The sequence below is a fragment of the Bacillus sp. iso_77 genome (assembly GCF_056173625.1).
The window spans coordinates 2,165,317-2,184,706 of the sequence record NZ_CM149683.1; the positions used below are offsets into that span (position 1 = coordinate 2,165,317).

19 protein-coding genes are annotated in these 19,390 nt (G+C 41.4%); 2 read left to right on the top strand and 17 right to left on the bottom strand.

Translation table 11 applies throughout. The annotated features are described in order from the left end of the window. Positions 1 to 26 precede the first annotated feature (26 nt). The 5 genes from AC0VYC_RS11025 to AC0VYC_RS11045 form a co-directional block, all read right to left on the bottom strand. Positions 27 to 980 carry an aromatic acid exporter family protein gene (locus tag AC0VYC_RS11025; RefSeq protein WP_007501130.1) on the bottom strand — a complete coding sequence of 318 codons (954 nt, stop codon included), beginning with the start codon at positions 978 to 980 and terminating at the stop codon, positions 27 to 29. Between the two features lie 112 nt (positions 981 to 1,092). Beyond that, positions 1,093 to 1,815 carry an amino acid ABC transporter ATP-binding protein gene (locus AC0VYC_RS11030; protein ID WP_008342240.1) on the bottom strand — a complete coding sequence of 241 codons (723 nt, stop codon included), beginning with the start codon at positions 1,813 to 1,815 and terminating at the stop codon, positions 1,093 to 1,095. Further along, positions 1,808 to 2,461 carry an amino acid ABC transporter permease gene (locus tag AC0VYC_RS11035; protein ID WP_008342239.1) on the bottom strand — a complete coding sequence of 218 codons (654 nt, stop codon included), beginning with the start codon at positions 2,459 to 2,461 and terminating at the stop codon, positions 1,808 to 1,810. Before AC0VYC_RS11035 ends, AC0VYC_RS11030 begins: the two co-directional genes overlap by 8 nt. Before the next feature lie 125 nt (positions 2,462 to 2,586). Then, positions 2,587 to 3,351 (bottom strand): transporter substrate-binding domain-containing protein, encoded by a 765-nt coding sequence (locus AC0VYC_RS11040; RefSeq protein ID WP_008342238.1) that lies wholly within the window; start codon positions 3,349 to 3,351, stop codon positions 2,587 to 2,589. 196 nt (positions 3,352 to 3,547) lie between these two features. Further along, the gene (locus tag AC0VYC_RS11045; RefSeq protein ID WP_007501138.1) at positions 3,548 to 3,985 is read right to left on the bottom strand and encodes a BrxA/BrxB family bacilliredoxin; all 438 of its coding nucleotides are present in this window, start codon (positions 3,983 to 3,985) and stop codon (positions 3,548 to 3,550) included. 166 nt (positions 3,986 to 4,151) lie between these two features. Here AC0VYC_RS11045 and AC0VYC_RS11050 point away from each other — a divergent pair, with 166 nt between their 5' ends. Beyond that, positions 4,152 to 5,045, top strand: coding sequence for a YegS/Rv2252/BmrU family lipid kinase (locus AC0VYC_RS11050; protein ID WP_017367568.1), 894 nt, complete (start codon positions 4,152 to 4,154; stop codon positions 5,043 to 5,045). 14 nt (positions 5,046 to 5,059) lie between these two features. Here AC0VYC_RS11050 and AC0VYC_RS11055 read toward each other — a convergent pair whose 3' ends face one another. The 9 genes from AC0VYC_RS11055 to AC0VYC_RS11095 all read right to left on the bottom strand — a co-directional run bounded on the left by AC0VYC_RS11055 (position 5,060) and on the right by AC0VYC_RS11095 (position 15,484). Further along, positions 5,060 to 5,353 carry a YesK family protein gene (locus AC0VYC_RS11055; RefSeq protein ID WP_008342236.1) on the bottom strand — a complete coding sequence of 98 codons (294 nt, stop codon included), beginning with the start codon at positions 5,351 to 5,353 and terminating at the stop codon, positions 5,060 to 5,062. Positions 5,354 to 5,421: 68 nt separating this feature from the next. After that, a complete protein-coding gene (locus tag AC0VYC_RS11060) occupies positions 5,422 to 6,678 on the bottom strand; it encodes a dihydrolipoamide acetyltransferase family protein (RefSeq protein WP_475388451.1) in 1,257 nt (418 codons plus the stop codon). Between the two features lie 19 nt (positions 6,679 to 6,697). Further along, positions 6,698 to 7,681 carry an alpha-ketoacid dehydrogenase subunit beta gene (locus tag AC0VYC_RS11065; protein ID WP_007501148.1) on the bottom strand — a complete coding sequence of 328 codons (984 nt, stop codon included), beginning with the start codon at positions 7,679 to 7,681 and terminating at the stop codon, positions 6,698 to 6,700. A gap of 12 nt (positions 7,682 to 7,693) precedes the next feature. Further along, positions 7,694 to 8,686, bottom strand: a complete 993-nt coding sequence (locus tag AC0VYC_RS11070) for a thiamine pyrophosphate-dependent dehydrogenase E1 component subunit alpha (protein WP_017367570.1) — start codon at positions 8,684 to 8,686, stop codon at positions 7,694 to 7,696. A 17-nt stretch (positions 8,687 to 8,703) separates the two neighbouring features. Next, positions 8,704 to 10,128 carry a dihydrolipoyl dehydrogenase gene (gene lpdA / locus AC0VYC_RS11075; protein ID WP_286068094.1) on the bottom strand — a complete coding sequence of 475 codons (1,425 nt, stop codon included), beginning with the start codon at positions 10,126 to 10,128 and terminating at the stop codon, positions 8,704 to 8,706. After that, complete coding sequence (buk, locus tag AC0VYC_RS11080) at positions 10,118 to 11,239, bottom strand: butyrate kinase (protein WP_017357958.1); 1,122 nt, start codon at positions 11,237 to 11,239, stop codon at positions 10,118 to 10,120. The genes lpdA and buk overlap by 11 nt, the downstream gene beginning before the upstream one ends. Before the next feature lie 33 nt (positions 11,240 to 11,272). Further along, positions 11,273 to 12,367 carry a branched-chain amino acid dehydrogenase gene (gene bcd, locus AC0VYC_RS11085; RefSeq protein WP_024718888.1) on the bottom strand — a complete coding sequence of 365 codons (1,095 nt, stop codon included), beginning with the start codon at positions 12,365 to 12,367 and terminating at the stop codon, positions 11,273 to 11,275. 25 nt (positions 12,368 to 12,392) lie between these two features. Next, on the bottom strand, positions 12,393 to 13,286 hold the full coding sequence (yqiS, locus tag AC0VYC_RS11090) for a phosphate butyryltransferase (protein WP_008342231.1): 894 nt from the start codon (positions 13,284 to 13,286) through the stop codon (positions 12,393 to 12,395). A gap of 125 nt (positions 13,287 to 13,411) precedes the next feature. Continuing rightward, entirely contained in the window at positions 13,412 to 15,484 is a 2,073-nt protein-coding gene (locus AC0VYC_RS11095) for a sigma 54-interacting transcriptional regulator (protein WP_440147562.1), read from the bottom strand. A 149-nt stretch (positions 15,485 to 15,633) separates the two neighbouring features. Between AC0VYC_RS11095 and AC0VYC_RS11100 the strand changes: the two genes are divergently transcribed. After that, on the top strand, positions 15,634 to 15,870 hold the full coding sequence (locus tag AC0VYC_RS11100) for a DUF2627 domain-containing protein (protein WP_326241965.1): 237 nt from the start codon (positions 15,634 to 15,636) through the stop codon (positions 15,868 to 15,870). A gap of 33 nt (positions 15,871 to 15,903) precedes the next feature. Here the strand turns inward: AC0VYC_RS11100 and AC0VYC_RS11105 are convergent, their stop codons facing one another. The 3 genes from AC0VYC_RS11105 to spo0A all read right to left on the bottom strand — a co-directional run bounded on the left by AC0VYC_RS11105 (position 15,904) and on the right by spo0A (position 19,220). Next, a complete protein-coding gene (locus AC0VYC_RS11105; RefSeq protein WP_326241967.1) occupies positions 15,904 to 16,641 on the bottom strand; it encodes a glycerophosphodiester phosphodiesterase in 738 nt (245 codons plus the stop codon). Between the two features lie 226 nt (positions 16,642 to 16,867). Further along, positions 16,868 to 17,968, bottom strand: a complete 1,101-nt coding sequence (locus tag AC0VYC_RS11110; RefSeq protein WP_019743381.1) for a Rap family tetratricopeptide repeat protein — start codon at positions 17,966 to 17,968, stop codon at positions 16,868 to 16,870. 448 nt (positions 17,969 to 18,416) lie between these two features. Next, the gene (gene spo0A, locus AC0VYC_RS11115) at positions 18,417 to 19,220 is read right to left on the bottom strand and encodes a sporulation transcription factor Spo0A (protein ID WP_008342226.1); all 804 of its coding nucleotides are present in this window, start codon (positions 19,218 to 19,220) and stop codon (positions 18,417 to 18,419) included. Between the last annotated feature and the right edge of the window lie 170 nt (positions 19,221 to 19,390).

A 19,390-nucleotide genomic window follows, 5' to 3' on the forward strand; every position in this document is an offset into this window, starting at 1 on the left:
CCAATGAAGGAGGAACTCATGCGTCTTTATTCTTTCATCCCTTTAAAATAGCTTTTCAGCACCAAATATTGTTCCATTTCTCCGAGAAAATGAAAGAGTGCGGCTCTAGCCTCAAATTCTTCACGTGTTTGCGGAAGCGGCAGTGCATCAAACTCTTCTTTCATATCAATCAGGCGTCTTAAGAACTTATGCGCCGTGTTCCCTGGGTGAATATGTTCTCGTAAATCTCTAATATATTCTGCAATGATTTGCCCATGCTCCGTTGTAACAGATATGGACGTAATTTTCGGAAGCACCCGCTCAATGATTTCAAATTGCTTTTGTCTCATGTTGAAATAATGATAATAGAGATTTTCATGTCTTAAGACATGATTTTCAACATCACGGTATGCAAGAGCTTTCGCTTCTTTAATCAATTGATGCGTCTCTGGTATTTCTTTTCCTGTCCAGTCTTGTTTTCCGGTCATTAAATATTGCTCGATTTCTTCAAAGATTTTCGCAAAATTCGCTTCAATTTGTTCACTGTATTGTTTCAGCTTTTTATCAACGCTAGGCATATACAGATTCATAATGAGTGCGACCCCTACACCAATGGTGATAAGTAAAAGCTCATTCCAGATGAGATGAAGCGTAATGCCTCCAGACATATACAAATGAAGGATGATCACTGAACTTGTGACAATCCCTTCTTTAATCCGAAGCAAGACCGTTGTTGGAATAAAGACGAGCAGCATCAGTCCAATGACGAAAGGATGATACCCAATCAGATCAAAAAACAAATAAGAAAATAAGATGGCAAGACTGCATGCGGCAAAGCGGGCCCCAGATGCGAGGAGTGACCTTTTTTTCGTCACCTGAATACAAAGGATCGTAATAATGCCGGCAGCTGAATAGTTTTGCAGACCGAGCATTTGTGCAATGTAAATGGCTAGAGCTGTTCCTAATGCTGTTTTCAGCGTTCGGTAGCCGATTTTAAACATGATGTGATTCACTCTTTTCTGTCTACTTTTGTGAAATGATGAACTTTTTTTTACTTTCCCCATTATAATCAAAAAAAGAAGGAGATGTTAAGTCTCCCCCTCGTTTTTTTCATTATAATATTTTTTGCAAGAAATCTTGAGCACGCTGTGAAGACGGAGATTCAAAGAATTCTACAGGATTTGCATCCTCTACAATTTTCCCATCATCCATAAAGATCACACGGTCTGCCACTTCTTTTGCAAAGCCCATTTCATGTGTGACGATCATCAGCGTCATCCCAGATTGAGCGAGCTCTTTCATGACCTCTAATACTTCCTTTACCATTTCTGGATCAAGAGCAGACGTCGGCTCGTCAAAAAGCATGATGTCTGGTGTCATCGCAAGGGCACGTGCAATGGCGACACGTTGCTTTTGACCACCTGACAACCGATTCGGATAATCATCTTTTTTCTCTAAAAGTCCGACCTTTTTTAAAAGATCCTCTGCCTGCTTGATGCTGTCTTCCTTCGATTGGTTCTTTACATTCATTGGCGCATACGTAATATTTTCTAGCACTGTTTTGTGCGGGAATAAATGAAAATGTTGAAACACCATACCAATATTCTCGCGCACTTTTAGTGCATTTGTTTTTGGATTGGTAATTTCCGTCCCCTGAATCGTAATCACTCCAGAAGTCGGTTTTTCAAGTAAGTTAATACAGCGAAGAAATGTTGATTTTCCTGAACCAGACGGCCCGATGACAGCTACCACTTCGCCTTCTTTAATCGTGGTATCAATCCCTTTCAACACTTCATTTTTACCGAAAGATTTTGTGAGTTTCTCTATTTTAATCATTTGATTTTAACTTCCTTTCCACCGATTTGCCGACGAAGGTAAGAATAAGCACGATGACATAATAGATGAGACCCGCAAAAATAAGCGGTTCAAGATAGTTATAGGTGACGGCACCTGCTTGATAGGCTCGTCTCATGACATCGCCCAGTCCAATGACTGTGACAATCGCTGATTCTTTTGTCAGTGTAATCGTTTCGTTCACGAGTGCTGGGGAAATATTTTTGAATGCTTGCGGAAGCAATAAGTCCTTCATCATTTTAGCATACGGGATACCTAAAGCAACGGCTGCTTCTTTTTGCCCTTTATCAATGGCATTGATTCCCGCACGAATGATCTCAGAAACGTACGCCGCCGAGTTTAGTGAAAAGGCGGCTACAGCAGCCCAGTATTGATCAATTTGAAAGCCGAGCAGCTGGGGAAGACCAAAATAAATAATCAAAAGCTGAAGCACAAGCGGTGTGCCTCGGAAGATTGACGTATAAAAATCGGCAAGCCAGATAAGCGGCTTAAATACACTAATTTTACAGAGCGTTAATAAGATTCCTAAAATAAAACCAAGGAACAGTGATACCACAACAATAGAAAGCGTTACTTTAAGACCTTCTAAAATAAAGGGCATCTGAGGTATTACATCTTTAAAATCCATCATGATATTCTCCTTTTTTCCTTCAGATAAAATTAAAGAATAAACAGGAAAAAAGTTCAACACATGTTGAACTTTTCAGCGCTTTCTACTTGATTTTCATGAATGACGCTGATCCTTTTCCTGACTTACTTTTCATCAGCAAACCATTTTTTAATGAGTTTATCAAGTTCGCCATTATCCTTCATTTCTTTTAATGATTTATTGAATTTCGCTGTTAAGTCGCTATTTTTTTTGAATGCAATGGCTGATCCTTCGTTTGAGCTATTCAATCCAAATGCTTGGAAATCTTTTTCCTTTTTCAAGTAGCCAGCCGCTACTTTATCTTCAATAATGGCTGCATCAAAACGGCCTGCTTTAATTTCTTGAATGATATCAGAGATTTTATTACGATCTTCAACCGTTAAGTTATATTTCTTTTGCAATCCGTTTGCTTCATCTTGCTGGATAGAACCTAATTGAACGCCAACCGTTTTGTCTTTTAAATCTTTCTCTGTTTTTATACCGCTAGATTTTTTTGATACAACCAAGTTTTCAGCATTGTAGTAAACATCTGAGAAATCAACTTGTTTTTTACGCTTTTCAGTAGGTGTCATGCCTGCAAGCACAATATCAGCTTTATTTGTTTTAAGAGCTGACACGAGGCTTGCAAAGTCCATATCTTGAATTTCTAGCTTATAGCCGTTCTTTTTCGCTAGAGCTGTAGCAAGGTCGACATCAAAACCGATAATTTTATCACCGTCTTTTGATTCAAATGGCGGATAATCTGCTGAAGTCGCCATAATGAGTGTTTTGTCGTCTCCTGATGCGTTTGAATTATTAGAAGAAGTTCCGCATGCTGCTAATGCAGCTGCAAGACCAGCTGTCATAAGTAATAATAACCACTTTTTCATATGATAATGCCTCCTAGTATTTAAAATCTTGAGTAGATTTGAATATTTATTCACTATAATGTATTTTAAACACTTTCTTTTTGATATGCAATAGTATTTTGCTAAAATTATTTTGATTCATATGTCATATAAAACAAAAAAACAGACCGATCAAAAGACCGGACTGCCTCTAAATGATTCATTCAAAAGTAACATGTTACACTTCTTCGCAATACTCATCGAAAGCGGCTTGAAGTTTTGACACCACTTCCATCGGTTCATGTCCTTCGATTTCGTGACGTTCGACCATTTTAATGATTTTCCCGTCTTTTAATAGAGCAAATGATGGTGAAGATGGCGGGAAGCCTTCAAAGTATTCACGTGCTCTTGCGGTTGCTTCTTTGTCCTGTCCAGCAAACACTGTGAGCAATTGATCTGGACGCTTATCGTAATGAACAGAATAACCAGCCGCTGGTCTAGCAATACCGCCTGCACAGCCGCACACTGAATTCACCATGACAAGTGTCGTTCCTTTTTTCGTCAGCGCTTCATCGACTTCTTCAGCTGTTGTCAGTTCCGTATAACCTGCCTGTTTAATCTCTTCTCGTGCTTGTTTCACAATATCATTCATAAATAAATTAAAATCAATATTCATAACCGTCCACTCCTTCTACGACCAAACCATTTTAACTACATCATATCAAGGAAAACGCCGGCGGGCAAATGTCTTGTTTCGCCCCCTTCACTTTTTTCAAACGTCGTTTATGACCTGTGGAATTGGGGAAAAGTGATAGTAAAGTGATGAAAGGGAGAACTGCGTGATGGCACAATTCAAAAAAGCGATACTCATTTATAACGGAAATGCTGGACAAAAAAACATGGAAAAAACACTAGGTCAAACAGTGCCTCTTCTTTCTTTACATATTGATGAACTCATCCTTAAGCCTACAAAACAGCCGAATGATGCCTATCATTTCTGCCGTGAAATGGATGAGTCGGTTGAATTGCTGATTATACTAGGCGGAGACGGAACCGTCCATGAATGTATGAATGGAATTGGCGGTTTAGAAAAAAGGCCGACTGTAGCGATCTTACCTGGCGGGACGTGCAATGACTTTTCTAGAACGCTGGGCATCCCTCAGCAGATGCCAAAGGCCGCTCAAATGGTGATAGATGGCACTGAAAAAAAGGTCGATTTAATCAAAGCAGAGGATCGATACCTTTTAAATTTTTGGGGGATTGGTCTCATCGCAGATACCTCAAACAATATTAATGATAAAGAAAAAGCTGTCCTCGGAAAAATCAGCTACTTCACGAGCGCTCTTCGAACCCTTCAGCAGACAGAACCTTTCTACGTACGCATTGAAACCGAAGAGGAAAACTGGGAAGAAGAAGCTGTGATTGTCCTTGTCATGAATGGGCACTTTATCGGTACAAATAAAATAGATCTGCCAAATGCTTCAATTGATGATGGAAAAGCCGAAATTTTAATTTGCAGAAATACGAGTTTCTCTGCTTTAAAAGAGATTTTTTCAATGAACCGCGAAGAGCTAGAAGATTTTAAAGGTGACCTGTCTCTTATACAAGCATCCCGCATTCATATTCATACTAAAGAGGAAATGGATGCAGATACAGATGGTGAAGTATACATGACCGCTCCTTCTTCCCTTGAAGTATTAAAACAGCATTTGACCTTTATCGTTCCGGCAGAATAAAGAAAACGCCTGCATCATTTCGATGCGGGCGTTTTTTTGATATAGCGTCTGTATAAATATTCAAGTGCATACCCTAGCAGTGTGCCTATCAGAAGGGAAATGCCTAATAAACTATTGGCGACTCCTTTAAATCCTCCTATCATCAACAAGCAATAGGCGATTTGAATGATTGAAACGATCGATATGATGAGCAGTAAGCGTTCAGGATGATTGCGTGATTTGGAAATATACCGAAGAAAAGCGAACGCAATGGCTGTGATAAACATCAGACCGATCGTAAGAAAAGCAAAAAAATCTAGTCCAGACATCTCATCGCTCCTTTCTGATTGATATGGAAATCCCCCTCTCATTGTGAGAAGGGGACATATAAATGAGCTTAATAGACGGACGTCTCTTCGTCAATGCCTTCAAGAATTTGTTTGATTCTTTGCAGGAATCTACCGCATACAAGACCATCGAGTACTCTATGATCTAATGAAAGACAAAGATTCACCATATCTCTTGCGGCAATCATTCCATTTACAATCATCGGGCGCTTTACAATAGATTCTACTTGTAAAATGGCTGCTTGCGGATAGTTAATAATCCCCATTGATTGAACCGAACCAAATGATCCTGTGTTGTTCACAGTGAAAGTGCCACCTTCCATGTCACTTTGCTTCAGTTTGCCTTGTCTGACCTTGAAAGCAAGTTCATGAATTTCTTTGGCGATTCCCTTAATCGTTTTCTCATCCGCATCTTTAATCACTGGGACAAAAAGAGCGTCATCTGTCGCAACAGCAATGGAGACATTGATCGCTTTCTTTTGAACAATTTTATCACCAGCCCACATGCTGTTCATTTCAGGGAATTCCTTTAAGGCCTGAGCCACTGCTTTGACAAAGAACGCAAAGAACGTCAAATTAAAGCCTTCTTTTGCTTTGAATTGATCTTTTAGCTGATTTCTTCTTGTCACAAGGTTTGTCACATCCACTTCCATCATCGTCCAGGCATGTGGAATTTCATGCTTGCTTCTTAGCATGTTTGCGGCAATCGCCTGTCTAATCGGAGTGACCGGCAGTTCAACATCTCCAGGCATTGAAGAGATGGAAGGAGCCGCTTTTGCTTGTGACGGTTGCGAAGGTTCTGTTTGACCCGCACCTTCACTCACAGGTGCTGCTGTTTCTTTTGCGCCTCCACTTTCGATAAGCTTCAGCAAATCTTTTCTTGTGATTCTGCCGCCAGCTCCCGTTCCTTGAACAGCCATTAAATCAATTCCGTGCTCATCTGCTAAACGCAGGACTGCCGGAGAGTATCGTTTCTTTTGACTCTGATCCACATTTGTTTGGTCAGGTGCTGGTGCTTCATCTTGCGCAGGTGCCTCTTCTATTTTCGCACTCTGCTGAGCACTGCCTTCTACTTCAATTTCACAAAACACTTCTCCTACTTGAAGTGTATCACCCTCTGCAGCCGCTAGTTTAGTGATTGTTCCTGTAAAGGATGATGGAACCTCTGCATTTACTTTATCTGTCATGACTTCCGCAATCGGATCGTATTTATTCACATGATCGCCAGGTGAAACGAGCCATTTGCTAATGGTTCCTTCTGTTACACTTTCACCAAGCTGAGGCATTTTCATTTGTTCAGTTGCCACTTTGAAACCCTCCTCTTTCTTAAAACGCCGCTAGTTCTCTCATTTCAGCTTCTACCTTATCCGGATTAACCATGAAGAATTTCTCCATTGTCGGTGCATATGGCATTGCAGGGATATCAGGTCCTGCTAGACGTTTAATTGGCGCATCTAAATCAAACAAGCAATGCTCTGAAATGATGGCCGCCACTTCACTCATGATGCTTCCTTCTTTTGTATCTTCTGTTAACAAGAGTACTTTCCCTGTTTTTGATGCCGCTTCAATAATCGCTTCTTGATCAAGCGGGTACACTGTACGTAAATCGAGAATATGAGCAGAAATTCCGTCCTTCGCAAGGCGCTCTGCTGCTTGGAGGGCAAAATGAACACAAAGGCCATATGTAATGACCGTAATGTCATCGCCTTCTCGTTTCACATCCGCTTTTCCAATAGGGAGCGTATAATCCTCTTCAGGCACTTCTCCTTTAATGAGACGGTATGCACGTTTGTGTTCAAAGAACAATACAGGATCTGGATCACGCACTGCGGCTTTTAACAACCCTTTGACATCATAAGGTGTAGAAGGCATCACAATCTTTAAGCCTGGCTGATTGGCAAAAATAGCTTCGACCGATTGTGAATGATAAAGCGCCCCGTGTACGCCGCCCCCGTAAGGAGCACGAATGACCATTGGGCAGCTCCAATCATTATTGGAACGATATCTAATTTTTGCAGCCTCTGAAATGATTTGGTTGATGGCTGGCATTATAAAATCCGCAAATTGCATCTCCGCGATCGGACGCATTCCATACATAGCAGCCCCAATACCTACACCTGCAATCGCTGATTCGGCAAGAGGTGTATCCATGACGCGCGCTTCTCCAAATTGCTCGTAAAGACCCGCTGTTGCTTTAAATACGCCGCCTTTTTTCCCGACATCCTCTCCGAGCACAAACACTTTCGGATCTCGCTCCATTTCTTCTTTCATCGCTAATGTGATAGCGTCTATATATGACATAACAGGCATTTTTCTTCCCCCTTACTCCGCATACACGTAACGAAGTGCGCTTTCTGCATCGGCATAAGCTGCGTTTTCCGCTTCATCAGTGGCTTCGTTTACGATTTGCATGATTTCTTTTGTCATCTCTTCTTTCATTTCAGAAGTCATGACATTTCCTTCGATTAAGTACGTTTCATATTGAATGAGCGGATCTTTCTTTCTTGCTTCGAGCACTTCTTCTTTTTCTCGATAGCTAGAATCATCGTCATCACTTGAATGCGCAGTTAACCGGTAAGAAATGGTTTCGATCAATGTTGGGCCTTCGCCTCTTGCCGCACGGTCTCTCGCTTCTTTGACCGCTGCATACACTTCAAGCGGATCATTTCCATCCACCGTCACACCAGGCATTCCGTACCCTATTGCACGATCTGAAATACGTTCACATGCCACTTGTTTGTCATACGGGACAGAAATCGCATACTTATTGTTTTCACACATGAAAATAACAGGCAGCTTATGCACCGCAGCAAAGTTGGCGCCTTCGTGGAAGTCTCCTTGGTTTGAAGAACCTTCACCGAACGTGACAAAGCTAACAAAATTCTTTTGCTCTAGACGCCCGGCAAGTGCGATGCCAACCGCATGAGGAACCTGTGTTGTCACAGGTGATGATCCAGTCACAATTCGGTTTGATCTTTGCCCAAAATGACCTGGCATCTGTCTCCCGCCTGAGTTTGGATCGTCTTTTTTCGCAAAACCAGACATCATTAAATCTTTCGCCGTCATCCCGAATGCAAGGACAACCCCCATATCACGGTAATAAGGTAAAACGTAATCCTCTTCCCTATTGAGGGCAAAAGCGGCACCGACTTGCTGCGCTTCCTGTCCTTGACAAGAGATGACGAATGGAATTTTTCCAGAACGGTTTAAAAGCCACATCCGTTCATCAATTTTTCTTGCTAAAAGCATGGTTCTATATATGTCAATCGCTTGTTCATCTGATAATCCTAATTCCTGATGACGCATGTTACTCATCATGTTTCCCTCCTTGATTAAAAATGGATCGCCTTTCCGTCAACAGCCAGTGCTGCCTCGCCAATTGCTTCTGACAAGGTTGGGTGCGGGTGGATCGTCTGCCCCACTTCCCACGGAGTTGCATCTAGTACTTTGGCTAATCCAGCTTCAGATATCATATCTGTTACATGAGGACCAATCATATGAATCCCTAAGATATCATCTGTCTTTTGGTCAGCAATGATTTTGACAAATCCATCAGACTCTCCAAATACAAGCGCTTTTCCGATGGCCATGAAGGGAAACTTCCCAATCTTGACTTCGTAGCCTTGCTCTTTTGCCGCCTGTTCAGTCAGTCCAACACTAGCGGTTTCTGGGTGAGAGTAAACACATTTAGACACGAGCGTTTCATCAAGCGGCTTTGGATCTTGACCAGCCATATGTTCCACTGCAATCATGCCTTCATGTGATGCGACATGTGCCAGCTGAAGACCGCCAATGACATCACCTATTGCGTAAATATGCGACTCTTTCGTTTGATAATGCTCATTCACGACAATGCCTTGCTTTTCTGTCTGGATGTCTGTGTTTTCAAGTCCTATGCCTTCCACGTTTGGCACTCGGCCAACTGAGAGAAGCAGTTTCTCTGCTTCAAACGACTGAGTGTCTCCACCTTGTTCCACTTGGATCTTGACGAGATTCTCGTGCTTTTCGGCAGTATCTGGCATCACCTTCGCATTTGTCACTAAGGTGATGCCCTTTTTCGTTAAAAGCTTTTCCATTTCTTTAGAAATATCTTGATCCTCTGTTGGTAAAATGCGATCTGCAAATTCGATCACTGTGACTTTCACGCCAAAATCGTTAAGCATGGAAGCCCATTCGATCCCAATCACGCCTCCGCCGACAATTAGCATGGACTGAGGGAGTTCTTGCAGTTCAAGTGCTTCGTCTGATGTAAGGATGTGTGTTCCATCCGCTTCAAGCCCAGGCAGGACGCGCGGTCTTGACCCAGTCGCAATGATAACCTGCTTTGGAATCAGCATTTCATTTTCATCGCCATTCGCCATTTCTACCGAGATGGTTCCTGGCATTGGCGAAAAGATCGAAGGGCCTAGGATACGGCCTATTCCTTCGTATACATCAATTTTCCCTTGTTTCATTAAGTGTTTGACGCCGCCTGCTAATTTGTCGACAATCTCTGTTTTTCTTTTTTGTACGTTGGCAAATTGTAAGGCAATTCCGCTTGCTTCAACGCCAAAATCAGCGGCACGTTTGACCGTTTGATAGACTTCTGCACTTCTAAGAAGCGCTTTAGATGGGATACAGCCTTTATGAAGACATGTTCCACCGAGTTTTGATTTTTCTACGACTGCTGTTTTCAATCCAAGTTGAGAGGCACGAATGGCCGCTACATAGCCGCCTGTGCCTCCACCAAGAATGACGAGGTCATATTCAGTTGCCATGACTTGTCACTCCTTTCTCCGCCTTTTGATCATTTGGGTATTCTTTTGGTGATTCTTCTTCTTTTAAAATGCGAAGCGCCCCTTCTGCTAAGGATTGCAATTCATTTTCACCTGGGTACACAACAACATCTGAAATCCAGTCAATGTATCCTCTAATGCTTGACGTAATTTGTTTGCTGTACGCAAGGCCTCCTGTTAACACAATGACGTCAACAGCTCCTTTTAAAACCGCACTAGCCGCACCAATTTCTTTGGCAATTTGATAGCACATCGCTTCATAAATAAGCGCCGCACGCTCATCGCCTGCTTCAATCATGCGCTCTACTTTTACTGCATCTGTCGTACCAAGATAGCCCGCAAGTCCGCCTTCGCCAATAATACGTTTGAGCATTTCCTCTTGCGAATATTCACCAGAAAAGCATAAATTAACAAGGTCACCTGTTGGAAGAGTACCTGCCCGCTCTGGGCTGAAAGGACCCTCGCCATGAAGACCGTTATTCACATCAATGACTTTTCCTTTTTGATGTACACCAATCGTAATTCCGCCGCCCATATGGGTAATGATCATGTTCAAATCTTCGTAACGCTTTCCAAACGAAGCAGCCGTTTTTCTTGCGACTGCTTTTTGATTTAACGCATGAAAAATGCTTTTCCGCTCAATTGTTGGCAGTCCTGAAATACGAGCAATCGGCTGCAGTTCATCTACGACTACGGGATCAACAATAAAAGCTGGGATGTTAAGGCCAAGTGCAATTTCTCGGGCAATAATTCCGCCTAGATTAGAGGCGTGCTGGCCAGCATACCCTTCTTTTAGATCTTCAACCATTTGCTCATTTACTTCATATGTGCCACCTTCAATCGGACGCAGAAGACCACCGCGTGCGCAAACTGCATCAAACTTTGAGATGTTCATCCCCTGTTCATGCAGTGTTTTCAAAATGGTTTCTTTACGGAATGAAAATTGATCAATGATATGAGGAAACTGCTTGATTTCCTCATCTGTATGTCTTAATGTCGTTTCAAAAATAGATCGTTCATTATGAAACACACCGATTTTTGTTGAAGTAGAGCCAGGATTAATAGTGAGAATACGCCATTCTTTTGTCAGCAAAAACAAAACCTCCGTTTCAACTCATTCATCCATTTAGCGACGACTTAAAATATGTTGACCATTTTGCAGGAATTGGCTTCTTGATTTGCGCATTCTTTCAATTCGCTCTTCAGCCAATCGGTCTGCCGCTTTATAAGTTGGAATGGCATCACGGTTAGAGATTTCAATCACTCGCTCAATGTTTTGGTAAATGCCTTCTACTTTTTTCATTGCACGATCTGCATTATAGCCATAAAGCTCATCTGCAACGTTAATCACACCGCCTGCATTGATCACATAATCCGGTGCATACACAATGCCCATTTCATGAATAAGATCTCCATGATGTGTTTCTCTCAGCTGGTTATTCGCTGCACCTGCGATGACTTTTGCCTTTAATTTAGGAATTGTCACATCGTTAATGGTTGCACCGAGTGCACATGGTGCGTAAATATCACATTCTTGATCATAAATATCATCAGGGTCTACCGCTTTTGCACCGAAGTCTTCTACAGCTCGCTGAACTGAGTCTTTGTTGATATCAGTGACGATGAGCTGTGCGCCTTCTTCATGCAGGTGTTTACATAGGTTGTAAGCCACGTTTCCAACACCTTGAACGGCAATTGTTTTTCCTTCTAATGAATCTGTACCGAATGCTGCTTTTGCAGCTGCTTTCATCCCTTTATATACACCGTAAGCAGTCACTGGAGATGGATTTCCTGAAGAACCAAATGCAGGAGAGATGCCTGTGACAAAGTCTGTTTCTTCATGGATAAGATCCATATCTTCTACCGTTGTACCGACATCTTCAGCGGTGATATAACGGCCATTTAATCCTTGAATGTAACGGCCAAAAGCACGGAACATTTCTTCATTTTTTTCTTTTCTCGGATCACCAATGATGACCGTTTTACCGCCGCCAAGGTTAAGCCCTGCCGCCGCATTTTTATAAGTCATACCTCTTGCAAGACGCAAGGCATCTTCGATAGCTGCTTCTTCATTTTCATATGTCCACATTCTTGTTCCGCCGAGTGCCGGCCCAAGTGTTGTATCATGAATGGCAATGATGGCTTTTAAACCAGACTGTTCATCCTGACAAAATACAAGCTGTTCATAATCGTATCGTTCCATATATTTAAAAAGTTCCATTTTCTATTCCTCCTAATACTTTCACTTAATTTGATGTACAGATGGCAAGTGCAATTGAATAGAGCTTGCTTTCAGCTGAATCAGACCGACTTGTTAAAGCAATCGGTGCTTTCGCTCCTGCCACCACAGCTCCCACTTTTGCATGAGCAAAATAGATGAGAGATTTATAAAGAATGTTGCCTGCTTCAATGGTTGGCACAAGCAAAATATCTGCATGACCAGCCACATCACTCGTAATATTTTTATGAGAAGCTGCCGTTTGAGAAATGGCATTATCTAAAGCAAGCGGCCCATCAATCAGACAGCCAGAAATTTGACCTCTTCGATTCATTTGCGCAAGGCTTGCAGCTGTGAGCGTCGAATCCATCGCTGGGTTTACGACTTCTACCGCTGATAATACCGCCACTTTGGGCATATCATTTCCGACAGCTTGTGCGACTTGAACGGAATTCACCGTAATTTCTTTCAGCATATTTAAATCAGGCGCAATGTTCATCGCAGAGTCCGTCACATAGATAAAACGGTCAAAGCCCGGTACTTCGAAGGCAGCAACATGTGAAAGGACACTCGCTGTCCGAAGTCCATATTCTTTATTTAGGACAGCTTTTAACAGTACGGCTGTCGGGACATGACCCTTCATGAGAATATCTGCATGATTTTCACTTACTGCCTGAACGGCAATTTTGGCAGATTCTTCGGGTGAATCTGAATGAATAATATCTATCCAGTCTTCGTTGATCTCATGCTGTTTGACTAGCTCCTTTAGGTTGCGTTTGTTTCCAACCAGCAGGAAGCGAGCGACTTTTCGTTCGATTGCCATTTTGATGGCATGAAGCACTTCTTCGTCTTCTGCATGAGCCACAGCCGCTGTTTTATTCTGCAGCTGCGAGGCTTTGATAATCAGATCGTCAAGCTTCATACTTGCCCACCTTTCCTTGTGCTCGGTTCCTCTTTTTATATGCAAGTTCCGTGCCAGCTTGAAATGTGTGAAAAATTAGCCTTTTCGCAAAGAAATCATGCAATTCTTTGCAGTTTACGTGCATGTTACTGCATGCTATCTTTTGCAAGCTGATACTTATCCATTTTATAGTAAAGATTTCGAATGCTGATCCCTAACGTTTTCGCTGTTTTTGTGCGATTGAATTGATGTTTTTCAAGGGTTTGTTTGATCAGCTGCGCTTCAAATGCTTCTACAGCATCTGAGAGCGTCTCCCCCTCAAATTGACTAACAGCCAGTTCCTGCTGCTCTTTTTCCTCATGCTCGTCTGACTCCATGAAGGCGATATGCGCTTCATCGATCCATTCTTCTTGCGGATTCAAAAAGATCATCGCTCGTCCAAGCACATTTTCAAGCTCTCTCACATTGCCTGGCCAGCTATATGATCGAAGTCTTTTAAGCGCACGATCTGTTAAGCCGCTGACGTTTCGCCCATAGTCTAAATTGATCTTTTGGATGAGGCGTTTACTTAATGATTCAATATCTTCGAGACGCTGTCTGAGCGGTGGGATCGATATCGGGTATCTGTTCATTCGATAATATAAATCCTCTCTGAACTTCCCTTCTGCCATCGCCTTTTCAATATTGACATTTGTCGCTGTGATCACACGCACATCGACCGGTATCGCTTTCGTTCCGCCTACCCGAACAATTTCTTTTTCCTGCATGACACGCAGCAATTTCGCTTGTGTACTTGGCGTCATTTCACCGATTTCATCTAAAAAGATACTGCCGTGATTGGCTTCTTCAAACAGCCCTTTTTTCCCGCCACGCCTTGCACCAGAAAACGCTCCTTCCTCGTAGCCAAACAGTTCTGACTCTAAAAGAGTTTCTGATAAGGCAGCACAGTTGACACGGACAAAGCGGTTGTACTTGCGATCACTTTCATTGTGAATGGCATGCGCAAACAGCTCTTTCCCAGTACCTGATTCTCCACGGAGTAAAATGGTTGCCGGCGTTTTTGCACCCAGCTTTGCCTGCTCAAGTGCGACAAGCATTTGTTCACTTTCTCCAATAATGTCTTCAAATGTGTACTTTGCTTCAAGTGTTCGGATGAGCTGTCTTGCTTTATTTAATTCATTCGTCAATGATTGAATTTCGGATACATCGTGAATGACCCCGACACTGCCTTTTAGAATGCCGTCAACAATAACAGGTGCTACATTGACGATGACATCTTTTTTATTTGGACCAACCTTCATTCTGACGCCTCGAACTGGTCTTCTTGTTTCAAGCACCTTTAAGTGCATGCTTTCCCCTTCGGAAATATCAGCGCCTGCCGGTTTCCCCACGACCTCTTTATCCGTTAAACCGGTCATTTTCGTATAAGCACGGTTGATCAAAATACCTTTTCCCTGCTCATCGACAACCGATATGGCTTCATCTGATGATTGAATAATGGCCTCAAGCATCGTTCTTACTTCTTTGAGGTTCGTTACTTCCTCCGCAAGCTCCACCGCATCTGTAATGTCTTTAAAGATGGATAAAGCACCTAACATTCTCCCCGCGTCATCAATAATCGGCAGACGGGTGGTCACAATTTGAATTTGCTGATTCAAAAATTGCTTTTGGTTAAATTCTGGCTCCCTTGACCTTAATATATCGGGAAGTTTCGTGTTCGGAATCACTTCTCGAATGTGACGGCCAATCGCATCCTTTTGCGAACACCCCACCATTTTGGCAGCCGATCGATTAAACAGGACCACTTCTTCATCCATATTAATAAAAATCATGCCATCATTCGTTGCATTAAAAATGCGGTCATGTTTATAGGTTTGTTCCTTCAATATTTGAATAAGCTGTTGTTTCTCTGCCATTAATTCTGAAATGACGTATGCCATCGAGCTAGGCACAATCACAGCATGCTCTGGTTTTTGTTCAATTAGTTCCTTCAGTACAGCAGAACTGCCTGTGGTTTCAATGATGATATCAATGTCATCTTTTATGTATTCTTTCCAATCCGTCGTCGTCTCAATTCCATTCTTTTTCGCTTCATCCATCCCCGGTGCCTCGAGATCAAGGTCGGCGATCGCAATGATTTGAACCGTATTTGTTTTCAGCAATGTTTCAAGCAGTGCTGATCCACCTTGTCCTGCACCGACAATCAAGACTCTCTGCATCCCGTTACCCCTTTATATGAAAAATTTTGCACACCATATTTTTCCGTTGCAAAAAATTGCACAACACCTATATTACCACGTTTTCCTTTCTTGACAAAATATTTTTTGAATTAGACAATGGAAGTAAATGACGTTTAAGGGGACATTTGATGGGGAGAATACTGGCATTAGTGATTATTTTAATACCTGGATCCTTTGCAGCACTTGGCATTAAGCTGCTGCGTGACACTGTTTTCGGCATCATCATTGCACCATTTCCATATTTATGGCTGCAAGGAATTGCAGGGTTGTTATTTTTAGGGGGAGGTCTTTATGTTGTTGCAGGATTTATTTTATATAGGGACCGTAAACGAAATAAAGTAACAACTCGTTTTAAGCAAAGGTAATCATGAAAAAGACCCGCTGTTGATAGCGGGTCTTTATTTCATTTCTTCTCTTATTTTGACGGCTCGATCAGGAAAATCAGTAAAGATTCCATCAACACCCAATCTCAACATATTTTTTATTTGCTTCTCACTGTTTACAGTAAACGGTCTAATCACTTGTTGGTCCGCATGGAGAGCGGCTACTACTTCTTTTGTCACCCCAGCGCCCTTTATATTCGGATGGTAGCCCTTTGCCGGGATTGTTTTTAAATACATGTCCGGCTGATGAATCACATCCATCGTGAGGACCGCCAGTTCAATGTGCGGCATCAGCTTGTGAAAAAGAGCTAAACTGCCGTGATGAAATGATGAGACAAGTACTCGATCCTCTATTTGAAAGTGCTCAATTTGCTCTTTTACTTTTTCTTCAATCCCTGGATATCGATAAATAGAGTTTTTTAATTCGATGTTGATCATAAAGGATGGTCTCTGCGTCACTAGCTCTAATACTTCTTCTAAAAGAGGAATGGAGACCGCACCCGTTTCTTCATAGAAAGAATGACTGGCATCTCCTCTTTTTAACTCTTCATATGTATAGTCTTTCACTAACCCTTTCATATTGGTCGTTCGGTTCAGCTTTTCATCGTGAATGACAGCCAGCCTGCCGTCTTTGGTGAGCTGAACATCAAGCTCAATCCCATCCGCTCCAGAATGGATTGCGTGCTCAAAGGCAATCATGGTGTTCTCTGGATAGTTTCCTTTAAAGCCTCTATGTGCAAAAATTTTCGTCATATGCCACCTCTAAATATGATGATTACCTATATTATGACGTGTCTTTTTTCGTTTTGCCAGTTTGAGCACATAAAAAAACCTCTTCTAATAAGAGAGAAGAGGTTGACAGGTAAATTCGATCACGTAATCGCTCTGATGGCTTGCTCTGTCGTCTCTGCGTCAAGAGCAAAAAGGGAAGAAACAACTGCGACTGCTGTAACGATTGTTACACCTAACAACAACTTTTTCATAAGATAACCTCCACTTTCTTTTGAAGTATTTGTGCATCGAATTTCTTTTCAAGAAAACGAATGGCATTTTGATAATCATTTCGTTCCTTGAAGTATTTCGATATTTGTTCAGACAAATCCTCAAGCTCCACATATAATCTATTTTTTTCTATGTAGTCTAATTTTTCAGAGAATACGTCTGCTGCTCCACTATTTTCGCACATTAAATCTAAAATTTCAAATTTTACTATATATTCATTATTTTGGATATCACAGCTATATTGAATCCCCTCTTTAATATATTCTTTCGCCTCATGATCTCCTAAATGAACTAAGGCATTTGCGAGAACATATAAAGATTGGATGAAATAATGGCTATTGTCGCGATGAATTTGAATGCTCATCCCTTTTTTGGCGTATTGCGCACTTTTTTCATAATCAGGTTTTGCGTAATAAAGAACCGCTAAATTGTGATAGCACTTCCCAATCAGCACTTCATTGTTAATGCGCTTACTTTTCTCAAGTGCCTCTTGGTACTTTTCCTCAGCTTCATCAAATTGTAGTAAATCAATACAGTTGCTCGCATGCAAAATCAAGCTGTCAATCGCCTGTGCGGTATATTCTTCATGCGCTTTAAACGTATCAATGGCTTTTTTAATATGATTAATGGAAATGAAATTTTGCTTCAGTTCGTAATAAATGGAAGCGACTTTATGATGAAAAGTTCCGACTTCAAGATCTTCATTCACACGTTTTAGCCGCTGCTCAGCAATCTTATAAAAACTAATCGCCTCATCATATTTTTTGACATAGGCAGCATATTGGCCTTTATAAAAGTAAAAATAAAAATTAATAATGTCATCTGCTTTTTCATCCAGCGTTCCGACACTTTTCATAATCTGATTGGCTTTTTCAATATTTCCAAGTAACATTTCATGTCTGCCGTCGACTAGCTGATAATAAAGAAGAACTTCTCGATCCTCATCTGTATTTTTTAGCAAATTCTGAATTTTCTCTTTATAGACAGCAGATTTTTCTAGGTCATTCTGAGAAATGACCCTAGTCCACTTGCTAATTTCGTTCGCAACCTCAGCAGAGTGGATTTTCAGCTTTCCCATAACCTCACCCTCTTCTTTTCATTATTATAGCATAGTAAAAGAATGTGAAAATTATTAAATTCGACAATGGGAATATTCAGTTCAAATGGCACAATCTCTAAGAAGCCAGTGACTTTAAAACGCCAACCAATCAGGTCAATAGAAATAGAACTTTCGATCTCATTTACTTTATTTACTAATTTCATAAGACCTTTTCCTCTCATCCTTTTTCTTACGAATGAGCGTTTTCTTCTTCTATAAGCCAATTGATTAGCGTAGCTGATTACCACTATTTTATGTCCTATTCATTTCTTTCATGCTTTATTTTCATTTTATTCTGAAAATAAAGTGACCCGTTTGTCCAATTTAAACATTAAAGATGATTTTATCAACATAACCATTTTTTAGCAATATTTTACGAAAATAAAAAAACGCCTCATTGAAGAAACGTTTTTTTATGGAAGGTGACTTAGCTTGCTCTATGCTCTAAACGCAGACGATCAGCCACCATGGCAATAAATTCGGAATTGGTCGGTTTGGCTTTTGACATGCTGACTGTGTAGCCAAAGAGTGACGAAATGGAGTCAATATTCCCTCTGCTCCAAGCCACTTCAATGGCATGACGAATCGCTCGTTCTACCCTGCTGGCTGTCGTGTTAAATTTCTTTGCAATGTCTGGGTACAATACTTTTGTAATACTGCCAAGTAGTTCAATATCATTGTACACCATCGAAATGGCTTCTCTTAAGTATAAATAGCCTTTAATATGAGCTGGCACGCCAATCTCATGAATAATCGTCGTAATGCTCGCATCTAAGTTCTTACGTTTCGGTTCAGGTTTGCTGCGAAGGACACTGTTTTGGATAGATGAAGATCGATGGCTGACTTGTGTGCCGTTTCCACTGACTTGACGAATATGACCTACGAGGTTTTCCATATCGAATGGTTTCAAAATGAAATAGGATGCGCCCAAATCGACTGCTTTTTTCGTTACGTCTTCTTGTCCGAAAGCCGTCAGCATAATGACACTTGGCTGTTTGGTCATTTCATTGTTTTCACGGAGGCGTTCCAGTACAGCAAGACCGTCTAAATGAGGCATGATAATATCTAAGAGGAGAACGTCGGGCTCTTTATCTTTAAATAATGTCAGACATTCCTGACCATTATACGCCACGCCAAGTACTTCCATATCTTCCTGTCCCTCAATATACTCTGTCAAAAGGCCAACAAGTTCTCGATTGTCATCAGCTACACACACTTTAATTTTCTCCACGTTCTTTCCTCCCCAATGTCGATTCCTTAGTCTTTTGCATTTCTCTTCTGAGTGTTCAATTCGACAAAACCATGCTATCCCCTTTAAAAAAGTTTAATTTTCCGAATAATAGAGCATTATCTAGCTTTTTCTACGTTTTTCTTAATGAATCGACGATTATTGCAATTTGA